Source organism: Streptomyces sp. BJ20 (assembly GCF_022869105.1).
GTDB lineage: Bacteria > Actinomycetota > Actinomycetes > Streptomycetales > Streptomycetaceae > Streptomyces > Streptomyces griseoincarnatus.
Window position 1 is genome coordinate 3,046,153 of sequence record NZ_CP094918.1, and the last position, 17,138, is coordinate 3,063,290.

General features: G+C 72.7%; 13 protein-coding genes. 9 read left to right on the forward strand and 4 right to left on the reverse strand.

All coding sequences use genetic code 11. The features are described 5' to 3' along the window. Positions 1-34: 34 nt before the first annotated feature. Entirely contained in the window at positions 35-700 is a 666-nt protein-coding gene (locus MTR79_RS13755) for a class F sortase (protein ID WP_048455007.1), read from the reverse strand. Between the two features lie 336 nt (positions 701-1,036). Between MTR79_RS13755 and MTR79_RS13760 the strand changes: the two genes are divergently transcribed. Beyond that, positions 1,037-1,570 carry a hypothetical protein gene (locus MTR79_RS13760; RefSeq protein ID WP_244790405.1) on the forward strand — a complete coding sequence of 178 codons (534 nt, stop codon included), beginning with the start codon at positions 1,037-1,039 and terminating at the stop codon, positions 1,568-1,570. 97 nt (positions 1,571-1,667) lie between these two features. On the opposite strand, the gene MTR79_RS13765 is transcribed toward MTR79_RS13760, so the two are convergent. Then, positions 1,668-2,651 carry a helix-turn-helix domain-containing protein gene (locus tag MTR79_RS13765; RefSeq protein WP_244790407.1) on the reverse strand — a complete coding sequence of 328 codons (984 nt, stop codon included), beginning with the start codon at positions 2,649-2,651 and terminating at the stop codon, positions 1,668-1,670. Positions 2,652-2,814: 163 nt separating this feature from the next. Here MTR79_RS13765 and MTR79_RS13770 point away from each other — a divergent pair, with 163 nt between their 5' ends. Further along, entirely contained in the window at positions 2,815-6,261 is a 3,447-nt protein-coding gene (locus MTR79_RS13770) for a S8 family serine peptidase (protein ID WP_244790410.1), read from the forward strand. Between the two features lie 240 nt (positions 6,262-6,501). Here MTR79_RS13770 and MTR79_RS13775 read toward each other — a convergent pair whose 3' ends face one another. Next, the gene (locus MTR79_RS13775) at positions 6,502-7,266 is read right to left on the reverse strand and encodes a DUF4239 domain-containing protein (protein WP_078894909.1); all 765 of its coding nucleotides are present in this window, start codon (positions 7,264-7,266) and stop codon (positions 6,502-6,504) included. A gap of 833 nt (positions 7,267-8,099) precedes the next feature. Between MTR79_RS13775 and MTR79_RS13780 the strand changes: the two genes are divergently transcribed. The 4 genes from MTR79_RS13780 (at position 8,100) to MTR79_RS13795 (ending at position 12,679) form a co-directional block, all read left to right on the forward strand. Then, the gene (locus MTR79_RS13780; protein ID WP_086700434.1) at positions 8,100-9,026 is read left to right on the forward strand and encodes an SCO0930 family lipoprotein; all 927 of its coding nucleotides are present in this window, start codon (positions 8,100-8,102) and stop codon (positions 9,024-9,026) included. A 280-nt stretch (positions 9,027-9,306) separates the two neighbouring features. After that, entirely contained in the window at positions 9,307-10,119 is an 813-nt protein-coding gene (locus MTR79_RS13785) for an SAM-dependent methyltransferase (protein WP_086700435.1), read from the forward strand. Beyond that, positions 10,116-12,260: an EAL domain-containing protein gene (locus tag MTR79_RS13790; protein ID WP_086700437.1), complete on the forward strand. Its 2,145-nt coding sequence runs from the start codon at positions 10,116-10,118 to the stop codon at positions 12,258-12,260. The genes MTR79_RS13785 and MTR79_RS13790 overlap by 4 nt, the downstream gene beginning before the upstream one ends. Before the next feature lie 203 nt (positions 12,261-12,463). Then, complete coding sequence (locus MTR79_RS13795) at positions 12,464-12,679, forward strand: hypothetical protein (RefSeq protein ID WP_244793161.1); 216 nt, start codon at positions 12,464-12,466, stop codon at positions 12,677-12,679. Here the strand turns inward: MTR79_RS13795 and MTR79_RS13800 are convergent. Continuing rightward, positions 12,655-13,539, reverse strand: a complete 885-nt coding sequence (locus MTR79_RS13800; protein WP_048455000.1) for a LysR substrate-binding domain-containing protein — start codon at positions 13,537-13,539, stop codon at positions 12,655-12,657. The two genes, MTR79_RS13795 and MTR79_RS13800, sit on opposite strands and share 25 nt — an antisense overlap. A gap of 120 nt (positions 13,540-13,659) precedes the next feature. On the opposite strand from MTR79_RS13800, the gene MTR79_RS13805 reads away from it, so the two are divergent. The 3 genes from MTR79_RS13805 to MTR79_RS13815 are packed head-to-tail and all read left to right on the forward strand — an operon-like array spanning position 13,660 to position 17,029. Then, a complete protein-coding gene (locus tag MTR79_RS13805) occupies positions 13,660-14,331 on the forward strand; it encodes a succinate dehydrogenase (RefSeq protein ID WP_086700438.1) in 672 nt (223 codons plus the stop codon). A gap of 2 nt (positions 14,332-14,333) precedes the next feature. Beyond that, positions 14,334-16,283: a fumarate reductase/succinate dehydrogenase flavoprotein subunit gene (locus MTR79_RS13810; RefSeq protein ID WP_244790412.1), complete on the forward strand. Its 1,950-nt coding sequence runs from the start codon at positions 14,334-14,336 to the stop codon at positions 16,281-16,283. Further along, positions 16,280-17,029 carry a succinate dehydrogenase/fumarate reductase iron-sulfur subunit gene (locus MTR79_RS13815; protein ID WP_086700441.1) on the forward strand — a complete coding sequence of 250 codons (750 nt, stop codon included), beginning with the start codon at positions 16,280-16,282 and terminating at the stop codon, positions 17,027-17,029. The genes MTR79_RS13810 and MTR79_RS13815 overlap by 4 nt, the downstream gene beginning before the upstream one ends. The last annotated feature ends 109 nt before the right edge of the window (positions 17,030-17,138 follow it).

Here is a 17,138-nt window from a genome sequence, read left to right on the forward strand (position 1 = left end):
CGCCCGGACGGGCGGGGACGGCTCGGCCGACGGCTCAGCGGACCTCGGTCAGGCGGGCGAAGGCGACGACGTTGCCGTCGTAGCCGTCCTGCTGGGTGAAGCCGCCGCCGCAGGTGATGACCCGCAGCTCGGCGGTTCCCTTGGACGCGTAGACCCGGTCGCCGGGGAAGTCGTTCTTCGAGAAGACCTCCACGCCGTAGACCTCGAACACGGCGGTCCTGCCGTCCTTGCGGGCGACCTCGACCCGGTTGCCCTTCTTCAGCGCGCCCAAGCCGTAGAACACGGCAGGGCCCTGTGCGTTGTCGACGTGCCCGACCACGACCGACGTGCCCTTCTCGCCCGGCGAGACCGCGCCGGTGAACCAGCCCGCCAGGTTCGGGTCCTCGGGCGGCGGCGCGTCCACCCAGCCCTCCGCGTCCAGACCCACCGGCACGATCGGCGCGTCCACCTGGATCGCCGGGATCCGCACCCGGTCCGGCACCGCGTACGGCAGCGCCGGCAGCGCGCCGACGGCGCCGCCGGGGGTCGCGCTGTCCGCGGCGGCCGCACCGGCCGGCTGCGGCGGGCCCACGTCGAACTCCCCGGAGCCGTTGCGGAGCAGCGCGAGGCCGGTGAGCAGGACCAGCGCTATCACGCCCCACGGGGCGCGCCTCCTCGGCCGCGCCTCCTCTTCGGCTTCGGCCGGCTCGAAAGCTGACATTCGCCTTCCCCTCTCGACACGGCCGTCGCCGTGTCACTCGCGCATGACGTGAACGCTAAGCGGAGGGTGCGCCACCGGCGACGGGACGGAGGCGAACGGGTGGCCCCCGGGAGGGCGGCGTGCGCCATCCGAGGTGATCCGGGACGAAGATCTTCTGACGGTCCGTGACCTGCGGTGATGGCCCCGCCCGCACGGGAGGGACGGGGGCGGCCCTCAACCGTACGGACCATTCCCGAAATGCGCGGCGGCGCAGGGCAACTGAGGGTCTTTCCGGGAGGCGCTTTCTCGCCGATCGGACCGGGGACGGGACCCGGGGCGTCTCCCGCGGAGGATCACATGCGCAAGACACGTGCCCTTGCGGCCGCCGGAGCCGCGGTCGCCGTCCTCGGGGTCGCCGCCCCGGTGGCCGTCGCGGACGGCGGACGGGTGGCCAACCCGTCCAACATCGTCGCCCAGCCCGGCGTCATCGCCCGGGGCGGCCAGCTCACCATCACCGTCGACGGCTGCCCCCACGGCGGCCACGCCACCTCGAACGCCTTCCAGCGGACGAACCTGACGCCCGTCAACAACCACAACGACATCGCCAGGGGCAACGACACCGCCAGGGGCAACGACACCGCCAGGGGCACCGCCACCATCGACGACAACGCCCGTCCCGGTCCCTACGACATCACCGTCCACTGCTCCGGACGCAGCCTGACCCGTCCGGCCGCCTTCACCGTCATCGGCGGTGTCCGCGGCGGCATCGGCGGCAGCAGCACCACCGGCGCGACCCCCACCGACATGGCGATCGGCGGGTCGCTGGTGGCCGCCGCGGTCGCCGGCAGCGGCTTCTTCTGGATGCGCCGCCGCGCCGAGAAGCGGATCTGAGGCGCTGTTCCCCTCGGTCTCCCGTTCCGCACGTGCCCGAAGCCCGCGCCCCGGACCCTGACGGTGTTCCGGGGCGCGGTCGTGCGCGCGGGACGGGTCAGATCCAGCCCCGGCGGGTGGCCTCCATCGCGAGCTGGAAGCGCGTCTGCGCGCCGAAGCGCCGCAGCAGTTTGGTGATGTGCCGCTGCACCGTGCGCTCGCTCCAGCCGAGGGACCGCCCCGCCGCCTTGTCGGTGGCCCCCGACGCCAGCAGGGTCAGGAGCTTCTCCTCGTCCGGCGACAGCCGCTCCGGCAGGTCCCCCACCACGGGCGGCACCGACGGGCGTATCTGCACGCTGCGTTCCCACACCGCCTCGAACAGGGCGGCAAGCGCGTCCAGCAGGGGAGAGGGGTGGACGACGTACGAGGCGGTGACCGAGTCGTCGCCGGGGCGCAGCAGGGGGAGCATGGCGACCCGGTCGTCGCAGATCGCGAGCTTGGTCGGCAGCCCCGTGGCGATGCGCGCCTGTTCCCCCAGCCGTATCCCCGCGGTCACGTCCTCCAGCCAGCCCGGCATCTCCAGCACCGAACTGTCGTACAGCACCCGGTACTTCACACCCCGGGAGAGCAGCTCCAGCTCGACCGGATTGGACTCGCGATGGCCCGCGGCAGCCGCGTACGGAGGGCAGTCGAAGCCGCGCACCTGCATGCGGCTGGCCCGCTGCATCTGCGTCCAGTGGCGGTTCACCTCGTCCCGGCCGGAGACGACCTCGACCAGGTCGCCGGGGTGCGCGAAGATGCTGCCCGCCCGGTACAGCGACATCAGGTCCGCGACCTGGGAACGAACGCCGTTCAAGGCCCGCTCCTTCTCCCGCAGCACGGCCTCCAGCGCGCTGTCGGGCGGCGCCGCGGCGTAGCGGACGGGCCGTCCCCGTCCGGCCGAGGCGAGCCCGAGGTCCACCAATGACCGCAGCACCCGCGCGGCCGCCCGCGGGGTGAGACCGCAGTCGGCCGCCAGCTCCGCCGCCGTGGCCCGGGTCCTGCGGATCAACGCGTCGTACAGCGCCTCGCCGCGCTCGTCCAGGCCGATCGGTTCCAGCACGCTCCCGCCCCTCCGTCCGCTGTCGTCTTCCCGCCGCCTGACGGGAAGTCGCCGCCGGTCGATCTTGTCAGGCGTCCGCGGCGGATGTCAGCGTTCGACGAGCTTCGTCACCTGCCTCCCCCGTTCCCCCGGCGCACCTCGCGCCACAAGAAGGAGTGCCCCCATGCCGCTCCCGTCCCGTCCGCGCCGCGGACGACACCGCCACAGATCCCTGCTGTCCGTGCTCGGCATCTGCGCCACCGCGCTGACCGCCGCACCCGCGACCGCGCACGCCGCCCCCGCCGGACCGTCCCGTCCGGCGGGCGCCCACGCCAAGATCGACACCGCCGTGCTGGCCCGCATGGACGCCGCCGAGGCCCGCGGCGACGGCCGCGTCGAGGCCGCCGTCGTCCTCCGCAGCGCCGCCGGCTCCCTCCCCGACGGCACCGCCACGGAGGTGCGCCGCGCGCTCGCCCGGGGCACCGCCGCCGACCAGGCCCCGGTCGTGGACCTCGTCGAGGCGAACGGCGACCGGGTCCTCAACACCTTCTGGCTGAAGAACATGGTGCTCGTCCGGGCCACCCCGGACACCCTCCGCCAACTGGCCGCGCTCGCCCCCGTCGAGCGGGTCATCCCCAACTTCACCCTGGAGACCCCGCCCGGCGAGACCCCGGAGAAGAGCGCCGCGGCCGTCGCCCGTGCCACCGCGGGAGCCACCACCTGGGGTCTGGCCAAGATCGGAGCCGACAAGGCGCAGGACGACCGGAAACTCACCGGCGCCGGCGTCCGCGTCGCCGTCCTCGACACCGGCATCGACATCGCGCACCCCGACCTCTCGGGCAAGCTCGCCGGCGCGGATTCCGCCGACCCGGCCCACCCCGGCGGCTGGATCGAGTTCGACGCCGACGGGCGCCCGGTCCCGGGCTCCCTGCCGCACGACAGCGCCTACCACGGCACCCACGTCGCCGGCACCGTCGCGGGCGGCGACGCCTCCGGCACCCGGATCGGCGTGGCGCCCGGCGCCGAACTCATGGGCGGGCTGGTCATACCCGGCGGACGCGGCAGCCTCGCCCAGGTGATCGCCGGCATGCAGTGGGCGATCGCCCCCTACGCCGCCGACGGCACCCCCGCCGGGAAACCCGCCGACGTGGTCAGCATGTCGCTCGGCTCCGACGGCTACGCGGACGAACTCGTCGAACCGGCCCGCAACATCGCCCGCGCCGGCGCCTTCCCCGCCTTCGCCATCGGCAACGAGTGCCTCCAGGGCTCTGCCGCCCCCGGCAACGTCTTCGAAGCCGTCTCCGTCGGCGCGACCGACGCCGACGACAACGTTGCCGACTTCTCCTGCGGCGAGGTCGTCCACAAGAGCAACTGGAGCACCCCGCCCGCCGAATGGCCCGACACCTACGTCGTGCCCGACGTCTCCGCACCCGGCGTCGACGTCCTGTCCGCGCTCCCCGACGGCGGCTACGGCACCCTCGACGGCACCTCGATGGCCACCCCGCACGTGTCCGGCACCGTCGCCCTCATGCTCCAGGCCCGGCCGGACCTCACCGTCGACGAGGCCCTCGCGATCCTCACCGGCACCTCCCGCGCCGACGACCGCTACGGCGCCCTGCCCAACCCGCGCTACGGACACGGCCGTATCGACGCCTACGCGGCGGTGACCGAGGCGGCCCTGAACAGCGGGGTGCGCGGCACGGTCACCGACGGACGGAGCGGCAAGCCGCTGGCCGGCGTCGCCGTCGCCCGCACGGACACCGGTCGCACGGTCACCACCGACGCGGCGGGCCGCTTCTCGCTCCGCCTCGCCCCCGGCAGCCACGACCTCGCGCTGTCCCGCTTCGGATACCAGGACACCGTGACCCGGGAGCGGGTGCGCGCCGACCGCTGGACCGACGTGCGCCTGGAGCTCGCGCGCACCCGCTGGGCGACGGTCAGCGGGACGGTGACGTACGGGCCGACGGGGACGACCGTGCCGGGCGCCACCGTCAGCGTGCTGGACGTCCCGGACACGCTGACCGCGGTGACCGACGCGCACGGCCGCTACACGATCCGCGACGTGCCCGCAGGCACCCACCGTCTGACGGCCGTCGCGCCCGGCATCTCCCGGTCCCGCCCGCTCACCGTGACCGTGGACGGCCGCTCCGGCGCCCGCCGCGCCGACCTGGCGCTGCCGCGTCCCGCCGCCACCGAGCGGGTGTCCCTCAGCGGCCAGGGCAACCAGCCGAACGGGGAGGCCTGGTGGCCCGACGTCAGCGACGACGGCCAGGTCGTCGCCTTCGCGAGCGCGGCCTCCAACCTGGTCCCCGGCGACACCAACGGCACGCTCGACATCTTCGTCACCGACCGGGACCGCCGGACCACCGCACGCGTGTCGGTCGCCTCGGACGGCACCGAGGGCGACGACTTCTCCCTGACGCCGACCCTCAGCGCCGACGGCCGGTACGTCGGCTACAGCAGCGGCGCGACCACCCTGGTGTCCGGGGACACCAACCGGGAGACCGACGCCTTCGTGCACGACCGGACGACCGGCGTCACCGAACGGGTCTCGGTCGCCTCGGACGGCACCCAGGCCGACGGCCTCTCCTCGGCCCCGTCGCTGAGCGCCGACGGCCGCTGGGCCGTCTTCAACAGCGAGGCCGGCAACCTGGTGGCGGGCGACACCAACGGCACCACGGACGTCTTCCTCCGCGACCGGAAGCTCGGCACCACCGTCCGCGTCTCCGCGGCCCCCGACGGCGCTGCGGGCAACGGCCCGTCCCGCGAGCAGACGATCAGCGCCGACGGCCGGTGGATCGCCTTCCAGAGCACGGCGGACAACCTCGTGCCCGGCGACACCGACGGCGCCGCCGACGTCTTCCTGTACGACCGGCAGACCGGCACGACCCGCCTGGTCGACGGGCCCGACGGCCCCCACACCGCGCCGAAGATCAGCGGTGACGGCAGCGTGGTCGTGTTCGACAGCGACTGGCGGCTGTACGTCCACGACCTGCGCACCGGGAAGAACGAGCGGGTCGACGTCGCCGGCGACGGCACCCCCGCCGACGAGTGGGCCTACGCGCCCTCCCTCAGCGCGGACGGCACCAAGGTGGCCTTCTACAGCTACGCGGCCGACCTGGCTCCAGGCGACACCAACGGGATGGCGGACGTGTTCGTGCGCGACCGTGAGGCCGGGACCACGGTCCGGGTGTCGGACGGCCCGGAGGGCGCCGGGGGAGACGGGGCGTCCGCACTGCCCGCGCTCAGCGGGGACGGCCGGTACGTCGCCTTCGAGAGCACCTCGGCCAACCTGGTCGGCGACGACACCAACCGTCACTCGGACGTCTTCGTCCACGACCTGGTCGCCGGGCCCGAGGCGCGCTTCGCTCCGCACGGCCTGACGGTGACACCGCCCCGGGTGCGCCCCGGCGCCCCGGTCCGGGTGACGGCGCGGGTGAGGAACGTGGGCGAGGCGACGGGCACGTACACCGCCGTGCTGACGGTGGCCGGCGAGCCGGAGCAGCGCCAGGACGTCACCGTCCGCCCGGGTGGGGAAGTGACGGTGCGCTTCACCGTCCGCCGGGCGGCCACGGGGACCTGGACGGTGGGAATCGGAGCGCTGACCGGGGAGTTCGGCGTACGGCGATGAACACCGGCGAGGCCCCTGTGTGACGGCCGCCCCCGACCGCTGCCGGCCGGGGGCGGCAGCCGTGCCGTCTCCCCAGGGCCTTTCGTTTGGATCAGGCCGGGCTCGCGGGCCCTGGCACCGCGCCTCGCCGCGTTGTCGTCGGTTGTCAGGGCTCCGCCCTGCCGCCCTCCTCCGCCTTGCGATGCACGGCACCGGACCCCGCTCCCTGATCCGGCTGGATCCAAACGAAAGACCCTAGCTCTAGCTCTTGACCTCCGGGAACAGCCGCAGGAACGGATCGGCCGTCGCGGCCAGTCCCCTGCTGTAGGGCGCGTCGAAGTCCCAGATGAGGAACAGCAGGAAGGCGATGAGCGCCGAGAACAGCCCGGCGAGGATCAGTTCGCGGCGGGTGCGCCGGATCTGCAGGGCGAAGATCATGCCGATGGTGATCACGGCCCCGGTGACCAGGCCGAACCACACCACGCCCGGCATGGTCGCCCCGGTCGACTCCGCGCGGGCGCTGCGCGCCTGGTCGGCGGCGGCCACCTGGTCCACCAGCGGCTGGTATGCCTGTGCCTCGAAGTCGGTGCGCGGCTCGTAGTCGGTCACGTCCCGGCGCAGCCGGTCGAGCAGTTCGGTGCCCTCGTCGGTCAGCCGGTCGTGGTCGGCCATGGTCTTCCACTCGGTGGTGACGACGTGTCCGACATAGGCGTTGACATCGTCACGGATCCGGTCGCGGATCTCGGCGGGGTAGACCCGTACCCGCTCCGAGACCTCGTGCAGGGCGACCGCCTCGGCCCGGACGTTGTCCTGGGCGGCGCTGCGGCCCTCCCAGACACCGGCGATGGCGAGGCCCAGCACGATGGCGTACACGACGCCGATCCACATCGTCATGTACTCGATGACGTCCGGTGTCTCGCTGGGGTCCTCGTCCTCGGCCGCCCTCCGGTGCCTCAGGAGGGTGATGATCACCACGACGGAGCAGGCGGCGAGCATGGCGAGGGTGAGAACAAGCCATTCCGGCAAGAGGTGCCTCCAGGAAGAGAGGGGCGATCGGTCGCGCGGGCGGTCGTCAGCGCGGACGCAGGGCGGCCACGGCGACCACCGCGGGGGTGATGATGAGCAGGACGAAGACGAGAGGTGACGTGGTGCTCCGGGTCTGCCGCCTCACCTCGGTCGCGCGGTGGCGCGGGTAGGTGACGGTCCGCAGGGACGGGCGGGGGCTCGGCGTCGCGGACGGCTTCGGCGGCGGGGGCGGCGGCGCCGGGCGGAGCGTCGGGCGCGGTCTGACCGTCGGCGTCGGCGGAGGCGGCGGAGCGGGGCGCGCCGCGGGTGGCGCGACGGGCCGCACGGTGGGGGTGGGCTTCGGCTTCGGAGGGGCCGGCGTCGGCGAGGGCGGCGGTGGAGGAGGGGGCGGAGTCGGGGTCGGCGTCGGCGTGGGTGTGGGGGTCGGCGTGGGGGTGGGGGGCGGTGGCGGAGGCGGCGGTGAGCAGGGCGGGACGTCCCAGTCGATGTGGCCCGCGATCGCCACCGCCTCCGTGCCGTCCGGCCCCGTCGAGGCGTACGCGCAGGCGTCCGCCGCCGCCTGGCCGGGTGCGCCGGCGAGCGCCCACAACAGCGTCACCACGGCCAACGCGCGCGCCGCGGTACGGGTTTGGGTCGGTACGAGTGCTTGCACGACGAAGATCATGAGTCGTCCGGGGCCGTCCCACGCGCGAGAGCGAGGGGAATGCCACGAAGGAGTTAAGAAAAGAAAAACAGGCCGCCGTTGAACACAACGTGTGCCGCCGTGCGTACCCATCGTCGAGCGGCGGCGCGGCAGAGCGCTGCGACACCTCTGCGATCATCTGGAGTTGACGATGAAGACCTCCTGGCGGACCGCCTCACTGGTGGTGAGCGCCGCGGCGGTGCTGACCCTGACGACGGCGTGCGGTCAGGACACCCCGCCGCCCTCCAGTCAGAACGTGGGGGTCACGGCGCCGGGCGACCTCGGCGGCATCGGCAGCGGCGCGCAGGCGGGCCAGAACTCGCCGGCCCCGAGCCAGCCGGCCAACACGGCGGGGCAGCTGAACGTGGCCACCGACGCCAAGCTCGGCAAGGTGGTGACCGACGAACTGGGCCTGACGCTCTACCGGTTCGACCAGGACTCGGCGAACCCGCCCAAGTCCAACTGCGACGGGGACTGCGCGAAGACCTGGCCGCCGGTGCCGGCGGACGACGCCTCGGCCGGTGAGGGCATCGACAAGGCGCTGCTCGGCGAGATCACCCGCGCCGACGGCACCAAGCAGCTCACCGTGGACGGCTGGCCGGCGTACCGGTACGCCAAGGACGTGAACGCCGGGGACGTCAAGGGCCAGGGCGTGGGCGGCAAGTGGTTCGCGTTCACCCCGGAGGGCAAGAAGGCGCAGTCGGCCGATCTGCCGGGGCTGTCGACCCGGGAGGACTCCAAGCTCGGCGAGATCGTCGTCGACGAGAAGGGCATGACGGTCTACCGCTTCATGAAGGACGAGGCGTGGCCGGAGCCCGTCTCGAACTGCGCCGGAGACTGCGTGAAGAAGTGGCCGGTCGTCTCTCCGGTCGACTTCGACGACACCAAGGGCATCCAGAAGAAGGGCTACATGACCTTCACCCGGCCCGACGGCGCCGAGCAGCAGACGATCAACTGCTGGCCCATCTACACCTTCGCCGGGGACAAGGCCCCCGGCGACACCAACGGTCAGGGCGTGGGCGGCACCTGGTACGCCGTACGGCCCGACGGGAAGCCGGTCGGCGCGCCGGAGAAGTGACGACCTCCCCAGGGTGCCGACCCCGGCGCCGCCGGCCCCGAGTCCGCCCCTCCGCGATCCGCGGAGGGGCGGACCGCTTTTCCCGGGTTCCTCCCGCGCGCCGGAACCCTCTGGAGTGTCGTGATCACGTCACGTGACGATCCTGTGCATCCGCAAAGCAGGCACGTGCCAGAGGCAGTGACCGGGAACGGATGGTCAATTTCCGTTTGGGGTCGCCCTGTTGGCGGGCGATCAGTAGCCTCTGCTCGAACACCGGATCGCCTACGCCTTGGAGAGATACATGGAGCGTCCCGCCTGGGCCCCACGGAGCATCGACATCACGGTGCCCAGTGTCTCCCGGATGTACGACTACTACCTGGGCGGTTCGCACAACTTCGAGGTCGACCGGGAAGCCGCCCGCAAGGCCATGGAGTTCATGCCGGGACTGCCCAAGGTCATGCAGGCGAACCGGGCGTTCATGCGGCGGGCGGTGCGCTTCGCCGTCAGCGAGGGAGTCACCCAGTTCCTCGACATCGGCTCCGGCATCCCCACGTTCGGGAACGTGCACGAGGTGGCCCAGGCGGCCGACCCCGAGGCGCGGGTGATGTACGTGGACCGTGACCCGGTGGCGGTCGCGCACAGCAAAGTCGTGCTGGAGGGCAACGACCGCGCGGACGTGCTCGCCGCCGACCTCCGCAAGCCGCGGGACATTCTCGGCAGTGACGAAGTCGGCCGGCTGATCGACCTGAATCGGCCGGTCGCGCTCCTTCTCGTTGCCATACTTCACTTCGTGGAAGAAGCGGACGACCCGTACGGGGCGGTGGCCGAACTGCGCGGGGCCCTGGCGCCGGGGAGCATGCTGGTGCTCACCCATGCGACGTACGAGGGGATCCCGTTGCCGCCGGAGCGGGCCGAGGGGGCGGTCGACGTGTACCGAGACATGCGCAACCCGCTGATCATGCGTACGCGCGACGAGATCGCGCGGTTCTTCGAGGGGTACGACATGGTGGAACCCGGACTGGTGCCGATGCCGCGATGGCGTCCCGACACCGCACCGGAGGACGAGGATCCCTACGCCTTCTCCGGTCTCGCGGGCGTGGGGCGTACGGCGTGAACGCGGAGCCGGACGCGCCGGAGGGCAGACTGCGCCGGTTCGCGACGATCTGGAGCCGGGCCGTGTACCCGGTGACCTCGACCGCCGCCACCCGCCCCGAGTTCGAGGAGCGGCTGCTCCCGGTCGCCCGGCGGCTGAGCGAGGCCCTGCGCGCCCGCTCCTTCGACGCGGAGGCGGGCCGCGAGGCCGGCGCGGCGCTCGTCGAGGCGCACTGCACGGACCCCGAGGCGCTCAGCCGCACCCTCGACTGCGTCGACGCCTACCTCGTCCTCTACTGCGGCGACGAGGACGGCGACCGCGAGACCCTCAGGACGCGCAGCGCGCGCCTCCAGCACGCCATGGCGGCCGGCTTCGCCCAGGCCCTGCGCGAGCGGACGCTGGCCGAGCAGGAGGCCATCGCCAAGGCCGCGCTGCAGGCACAGGGCGTGGTCGCCCAGGCCCTGCACGCCACCGAGACCCGGTTCCGCGCGGTCTTCGAAGGCGCGGCCATAGGGATCGGCATCGCCGACCTCGACGGCAACGTCCTCCAGGTCAACGGCGCCCTCACCCGCATGTTCGGCCTGACCGAGCAGGCCCTGCTGGGCCGCAACGTCCGCGACTGGACCCACCCCGACGACGCCCCGCAGACCTGGCGGCTCTACGAGGAGCTGGTGAGCGGCGAGCGCGAGCACTACCACGTCGAGAAGGCCTTCTACCGCCCCGACGGAACGGTCCTGTGGACCAACCTCACCGTCTCCCTGCTGCGCGACGCCGACGGCGAACCCCACTACCAGCTCGCCCTCATGGAGGACACCACCGAGCGACGGCTGCTCAACCTCCGGCTGCGCTACGAGGCCACCCATGACGCGCTCACCGGGCTGCCCAACCGCACCTTCTTCTTCGAGCGTCTGGAGAAGGCCCTCGCGGCCGGACCCGGGCAGCGGTTCGGCCTCTGCTACCTCGACCTGGACGGCTTCAAGACCGTCAACGACAGCCTCGGCCACGCGGCCGGCGACCGGCTGCTCGTCGAGGTCGCCGACCGCCTCCAGTCCTGCGCCACCGCGCCCGGCGAGATGGTGGCCCGGCTAGGCGGCGACGAGTTCGTCGCCCTCACCACCGGCACCGACACCCGCCGCACGGTCGACGAGCTGGCCGGCCGCATCATGAACGCGCTGCTCGCCCCGATCGGCATCGACGGCCGGGAGCTCACCGTCCGCGGCAGCATCGGCATCGTCGAGGGTCCCGCGGGGGAGCGCAGCGCGGCGGAGGTGCTGCGCAGCGCCGACATCACGATGTACCGGGCCAAGGCGGCCGGCGGCAACCGCTTCGAGCTGGCCGACCCGGAGGCCGACGCCCGCGCCATCACCCGGCACGGCCTCACCACGGCGCTGCCCACCGCCCTGGACCGCGGTGAGTTCTTCATCGAGTACCAGCCCCTGGTGCACCTCGGCGACGGCAGCGTCCGGGGCGCCGAGGCGCTGGTGCGCTGGCTGCACCCGCAGCACGGGGTGCTCTCCCCGGACCGCTTCATCCCGCTCGCCGAGCACACCGGGCTGATCGTTCCGCTCGGCCGGTGGGTGCTGGAGCAGTCGGTGCGCCAGGCCCGCGCGTGGCGCGACGCCAACGGCGGCGACGCGCTCGGCCCGCTGCGCATCAACGTGAACTTGTCGCCCTGCCAGCTCACCCACCCGGGCCTGGTCCAGGACACGGTGGAGATCCTGGAGCGCACCGGCGTCGCCCCGGACGCGCTGTGCCTGGAGGTCACCGAGTCCGCGCTCATCGGCGCCGACGACGACCTGCTCAAGCCGCTGCGTCGGCTCGCCGAGATGGGCGTCGACATCGCCCTCGACGACTTCGGCACCGGCTACTCCAACCTCGCCAACCTGCGCCGGCTCCCGGTGAGCGTCCTCAAGCTGGACCGCTCCTTCACCCAGAGCATGCAGCAGTTCCCCGCCGACCCGGTCGACCTCAAGATCGTCGAGGGGATCGTCTCGCTCGCCCACAACCTCGACCTCGCGGTCACCGTGGAGGGAGTGGAGACCGGCGCCCAGGCCGAGCAGCTGCGCATCCTCGGCTGCGACACGGCCCAGGGCTGGTACTACGCCCGCCCGGGCCCGCCGGAGCGGCTGCACGAGCTGGCCTTGGTGGACGCGACGGGATGAGGTGCTCACGGTGACCGACCGCCGGGGCACGCCGGTGCCGCCTCAGGTGCCCTGGCCTGTGCGGGTCCGTCCGGGCCGGGCGCGCAGTTCCCCGCGCCCCTGAGGGCGTTGGAAGAGGGGCCTGCCGGGCGCAGACGCCGAGGACGGCTCCGAGACGCGTCCACGCGCTCGGCCTGCCGGACGGCTCGGCGGTCGCGCTCAGGATCGCCGACGGTTCCCACCGCTCCCGGCCCGTGATGAGGGTCGCCGCGCTGCGCCGTCTCGACGGCGACGTGGACGCCGACGACACCCTTCGCGACCTCGCCTCCGCACCGGTCCTCGGGCAGGGCGAGCGGGTCGGCTCGGTCCGCGCCACCTTCCGGGACCGTCGCCCGGGCCCGCCCGGAGCCGGCGCTCACCGCTCCAGCAGCATCCCCTGAAGCTCCCGTGCCGCCCGCGGCGGGGCCACGTCGCTGCGGTGGGCCAGGGCGATCGTGCGGTGCAGGCCCGGGCGGGCCAGGGGGGTGACGCGCAGGCCCAGGCCGGAGCGGGCGGCCACCATGCGCGGCACCACCGCCACGCCCAGCCCCGCCCGGACGAACCCCAGCACCGCGTCCATCTCCCCGCCCTCCACGGCGAACTCCGGCTCGAACCCCTCCGCCCGGCACGCGGCCACGGTCAGCTCCCGCAGGTCGTAGCCGTGCCGGAACATCACCAGACGCTCGCCCTCCAGGTCGGCGACGCGCACCGCCCGTCGCCCCCGGCCGGGGCGGGGCGCGTCCGGCGAGGAGACCACCACCAGGTCCTCCCGCAACAGCTCCACCGTGGTCAGCGCGGGGGAGGGCGTCGGCAGCGGCAGCACGACCAGGGCCAGGTCCAGGGCCCCGCGCGCCAGCTCGCGCACGAGGTCGTGCGAGCCGCCCTCCTCGATCAGCAGCCGTACGCCCGGATAGCGGTCGTGGAAGGCGCGCAGCACGTCCGGCAGCAGGCCCGTGCACAGGCTCGGGGTCGCGCCGAGCCGCACGCGGCCGCCGCGGAGCTGCGCCACCTCCTGCACCTCGTGCCGGGCGGTCTCCGCGTCCGCCAGAATGCGCCGGGCCAGCGGCAGCAGCGCCTCGCCCGCGTCGGTCAGCGTGATGTTGCCGCGCGCCCGCCGGAACAGATCCGCCCCCAGCTCCCGCTCCAGCGCCTTGATCTGCTGCGACAAGGACGGCTGGGCGACGTGGACCAGCTCGGCGGCGCGGGTGAAGTGGCGGGTCTCGGCCACCGCCACGAAGTACTGGAGCTGCTGGAACTGCATCCAGCCATGATAGGGCGGCCCTATCGAATCCAGCCGCACCATGTCTTGGACCGATGAGGCCCTCCGGCCCTAGCGTCTGGTGACATGGCTCTGGCAACGCGGACGGACCGACGGCCGTCCATGGCACGCAGCGTGTGGGACTCGACCGTCGGCAAGAAGGCAGTGATGGCGGTCAGCGGCCTGATCATGCTGCTGTATCTGGTCGTCCACATGATCGGAAACCTGAAGATCTTCTTCGGGGCGGGCGAGTTCAACCACTACGCCCACTGGCTGCGGACGGTCGGCGAACCGTTCATGCACTACGAGTGGACGCTGTGGGTCGTCCGCGTGGTGCTGGTCCTCGCCGTGGTGGCACACGCCGTCTCCGCGTACCAGCTCAGCCGCCGCGACATCAAGGCCCGCCCGACCAAGTACGTGCACAAGAAGGCGCGGGCGAGCTACGCCACGCGCACCATGCGCTGGGGCGGGATCATCCTCGCCCTGTTCATCGTCTGGCACCTCCTCGACCTGACCACCGGCACCGTCCACTCCGGCGGCTTCGAGTCCGGCAAGCCCTACCAGAACGTCGTGGACACCTTCTCCACCTGGTACGGCAACACCATCTACATCGTCGCGATGCTGGCCGTCGGCCTGCACGTCCGGCACGGCTTCTGGAGCGCCGCCCAGACCCTCGGCGCCGGCAGCCGCACCCGCGACCGCGCCCTGAAGACCACCGCCAACGCCCTTGCGCTGCTGCTCACGGCCGGCTTCCTCGCCGTTCCCGTGGGCGTCATGACCGGAGTGGTGAGCTGACCATGACCTCGTACACCGACTACACGACCGGCGACCCGGTAGCCGACACCAAGGCCCCGGCGGGCCCCGTCCACGAGCGCTGGGACAAGCGGCGCTTCGAGGCCAAGCTGGTCAACCCCGCCAACCGGCGCAAGCACACCGTCATCGTCGTCGGCACCGGACTCGCGGGCGGCTCCGCCGGCGCCACGCTCGCCGAACAGGGCTACCACGTCGTCCAGTTCTGCTACCAGGACTCCCCGCGCCGCGCCCACTCGATCGCCGCGCAGGGCGGCATCAACGCCGCGAAGAACTACCGCAACGACGGCGACTCCGTCCACCGCCTCTTCTACGACACCGTCAAGGGCGGCGACTTCCGCGCCCGCGAGTCCAACGTCCACCGCCTCGCGCAGATCTCCGTGGAGATCATCGACCAGTGCGTCGCGCAGGGCGTGCCCTTCGCCCGCGAGTACGGCGGCCTGCTCGACACCCGCTCCTTCGGCGGCGTCCAGGTGTCCCGCACCTTCTACGCCCGCGGCCAGACGGGCCAGCAGCTCCTCCTCGGCGCCTACCAGGCGCTCAGCCGGCAGATCGCCGCCGGCAACGTGGAGATGCACCCGCGCACCGAGATGCTCGACCTGATCGTCGTCGACGGCCGGGCCCGTGGCATCGTCGCCCGCGACCTGATCACCGGGAAGATCTCCACGTACTTCGCGGACGCGGTCGTGCTGGCGACCGGCGGCTACGGCAACGTCTTCTACCTGTCGACGAACGCCATGAACTCCAACGCCACCGCCGTCTGGCGCGCGCACCGGCGCGGGGCGTACTTCGCCAACCCGTGCTTCACCCAGATCCACCCCACCTGCATCCCGCGCACCGGCGACCACCAGTCCAAGCTCACCCTGATGAGCGAGTCGCTGCGCAACGACGGCCGCATCTGGGTGCCCAGGGCCAAGGGCGACACCCGCCCGCCCGCGCAGATCCCCGAGGACGAGCGCGACTACTACCTGGAGCGCGTCTACCCCTCCTTCGGCAACCTGGTGCCCCGCGACATCGCCTCCCGCGCCGCGAAGAACGTCTGCGACGAGGGCAGGGGAGTGGGCCCCGGCGGCCAGGGCGTCTACCTGGACTTCGCCGACGCCATCAGGCGCATGGGCCGGGAGGCCGTCGAGGCCAAGTACGGCAACCTCTTCGACATGTACCAGCGGATCACCGACGAGGATCCGTACGAGGTGCCGATGCGGATCTACCCCGCCGTGCACTACACGATGGGCGGCCTGTGGGTCGACTACGACCTCCAGACCACCGTTCCGGGCCTGTTCGCCATCGGCGAGGCCAACTTCTCCGACCACGGCGCCAACCGGCTCGGCGCGTCCGCGCTGATGCAGGGCCTGGCCGACGGCTACTTCGTGCTGCCGGCGACCCTCAACGACTACCTCGGCCGCAACCCGAAGCTCGACGAGGTGGCCGGGGAGCACCCCGCGGTGCAGGAGGTGCTGGCCGAGACCGAGGACCGGCTGAACCTGCTGCTGTCCGTCGACGGCGACCGCACCCCCGACTCCTTCCACCGGGAACTGGGCGAGCTGATGTGGGAGTTCTGCGGCATGGCCCGCTCCGACTCCGGACTGCGCAAGGCCCTGGAGCGCATCCCCCAGATCCGAGAGGAGTTCTGGCGGCGCATCAAGGTCCCCGGCACCGGCGAGGAGTTCAACCAGTCCCTGGAGAAGGCCAACCGCGTCGTCGACTACCTGGAGCTCGCCGAGCTGATGTGCCTCGACGCGCTGCACCGCACCGAGTCCTGCGGCGGGCACTTCCGTGAGGAGTCCCAGACGCCGGACGGCGAGGCGGCCCGCAAGGACGACGAGTTCTCCTACGCGGCCGCCTGGGAGTTCACCGCCACCGGCGAGGCTCCGACCCTGCACAAGGAAGACCTGGTCTTCGAGTACGTCCACCCCACCCAGCGGAGCTACGCATGAAGCTCACCCTGCGCGTCTGGCGCCAGAAGAACGCCGACGCCGACGGCGCCATGTCCACGTACGAGGTGGACGACGTCTCCCCGGACATGTCCTTCCTGGAGATGCTCGACACCCTCAACGAGGAGCTCATCCTCAAGGGCGAGGACCCGGTCGCCTTCGACCACGACTGCCGCGAGGGCATCTGCGGCGCCTGCTCGCTGGTCATCAACGGCGACGCCCACGGGCCCGAGCGCACCACCACCTGCCAACTGCACATGCGGTCCTTCCAGGACGGCGACACCATCGACATCGAGCCGTGGCGGGCCGCCGCGTTCCCGGTGATCAAGGACCTGGTCGTCGACCGCTCCGCCTTCGACCGCATCATCCAGGCCGGCGGCTACATCACCGCGCCCACCGGCTCCGCCCCGGAGGCGCACGCCACCCCGGTGCCGAAGCCGGACGCGGACCTCGCCTTCGAACACGCCGAGTGCATCGGCTGCGGCGCCTGCGTCGCCGCCTGCCCCAACGGCGCGGCGATGCTGTTCACCTCCGCCAAGATCAACCACCTGAACGTGCTGCCGCAGGGCGCCCCCGAGCGGGAGACCCGGGTGCTGGACATGGTGGCGCAGATGGACGAGGAGGGCTTCGGCGGCTGCACCCTCGCGGGGGAGTGCGCCACCGCCTGCCCCAAGGGCATCCCGCTGACGTCCATCACGGGCATGAACAAGGAGTGGCTGCGGGCGACCCGCAAGGCGGGCAAGCGGTAGCCGCTCCCACGGACGTTCGCCGGCAGGTGCGGACGGGCGGGGCCGGGAGAAGGTGCTCCTTCCGGCCCCGTCTCGCGTTCCCGGACACCCTTGTGTCGCGCTGTGGAAA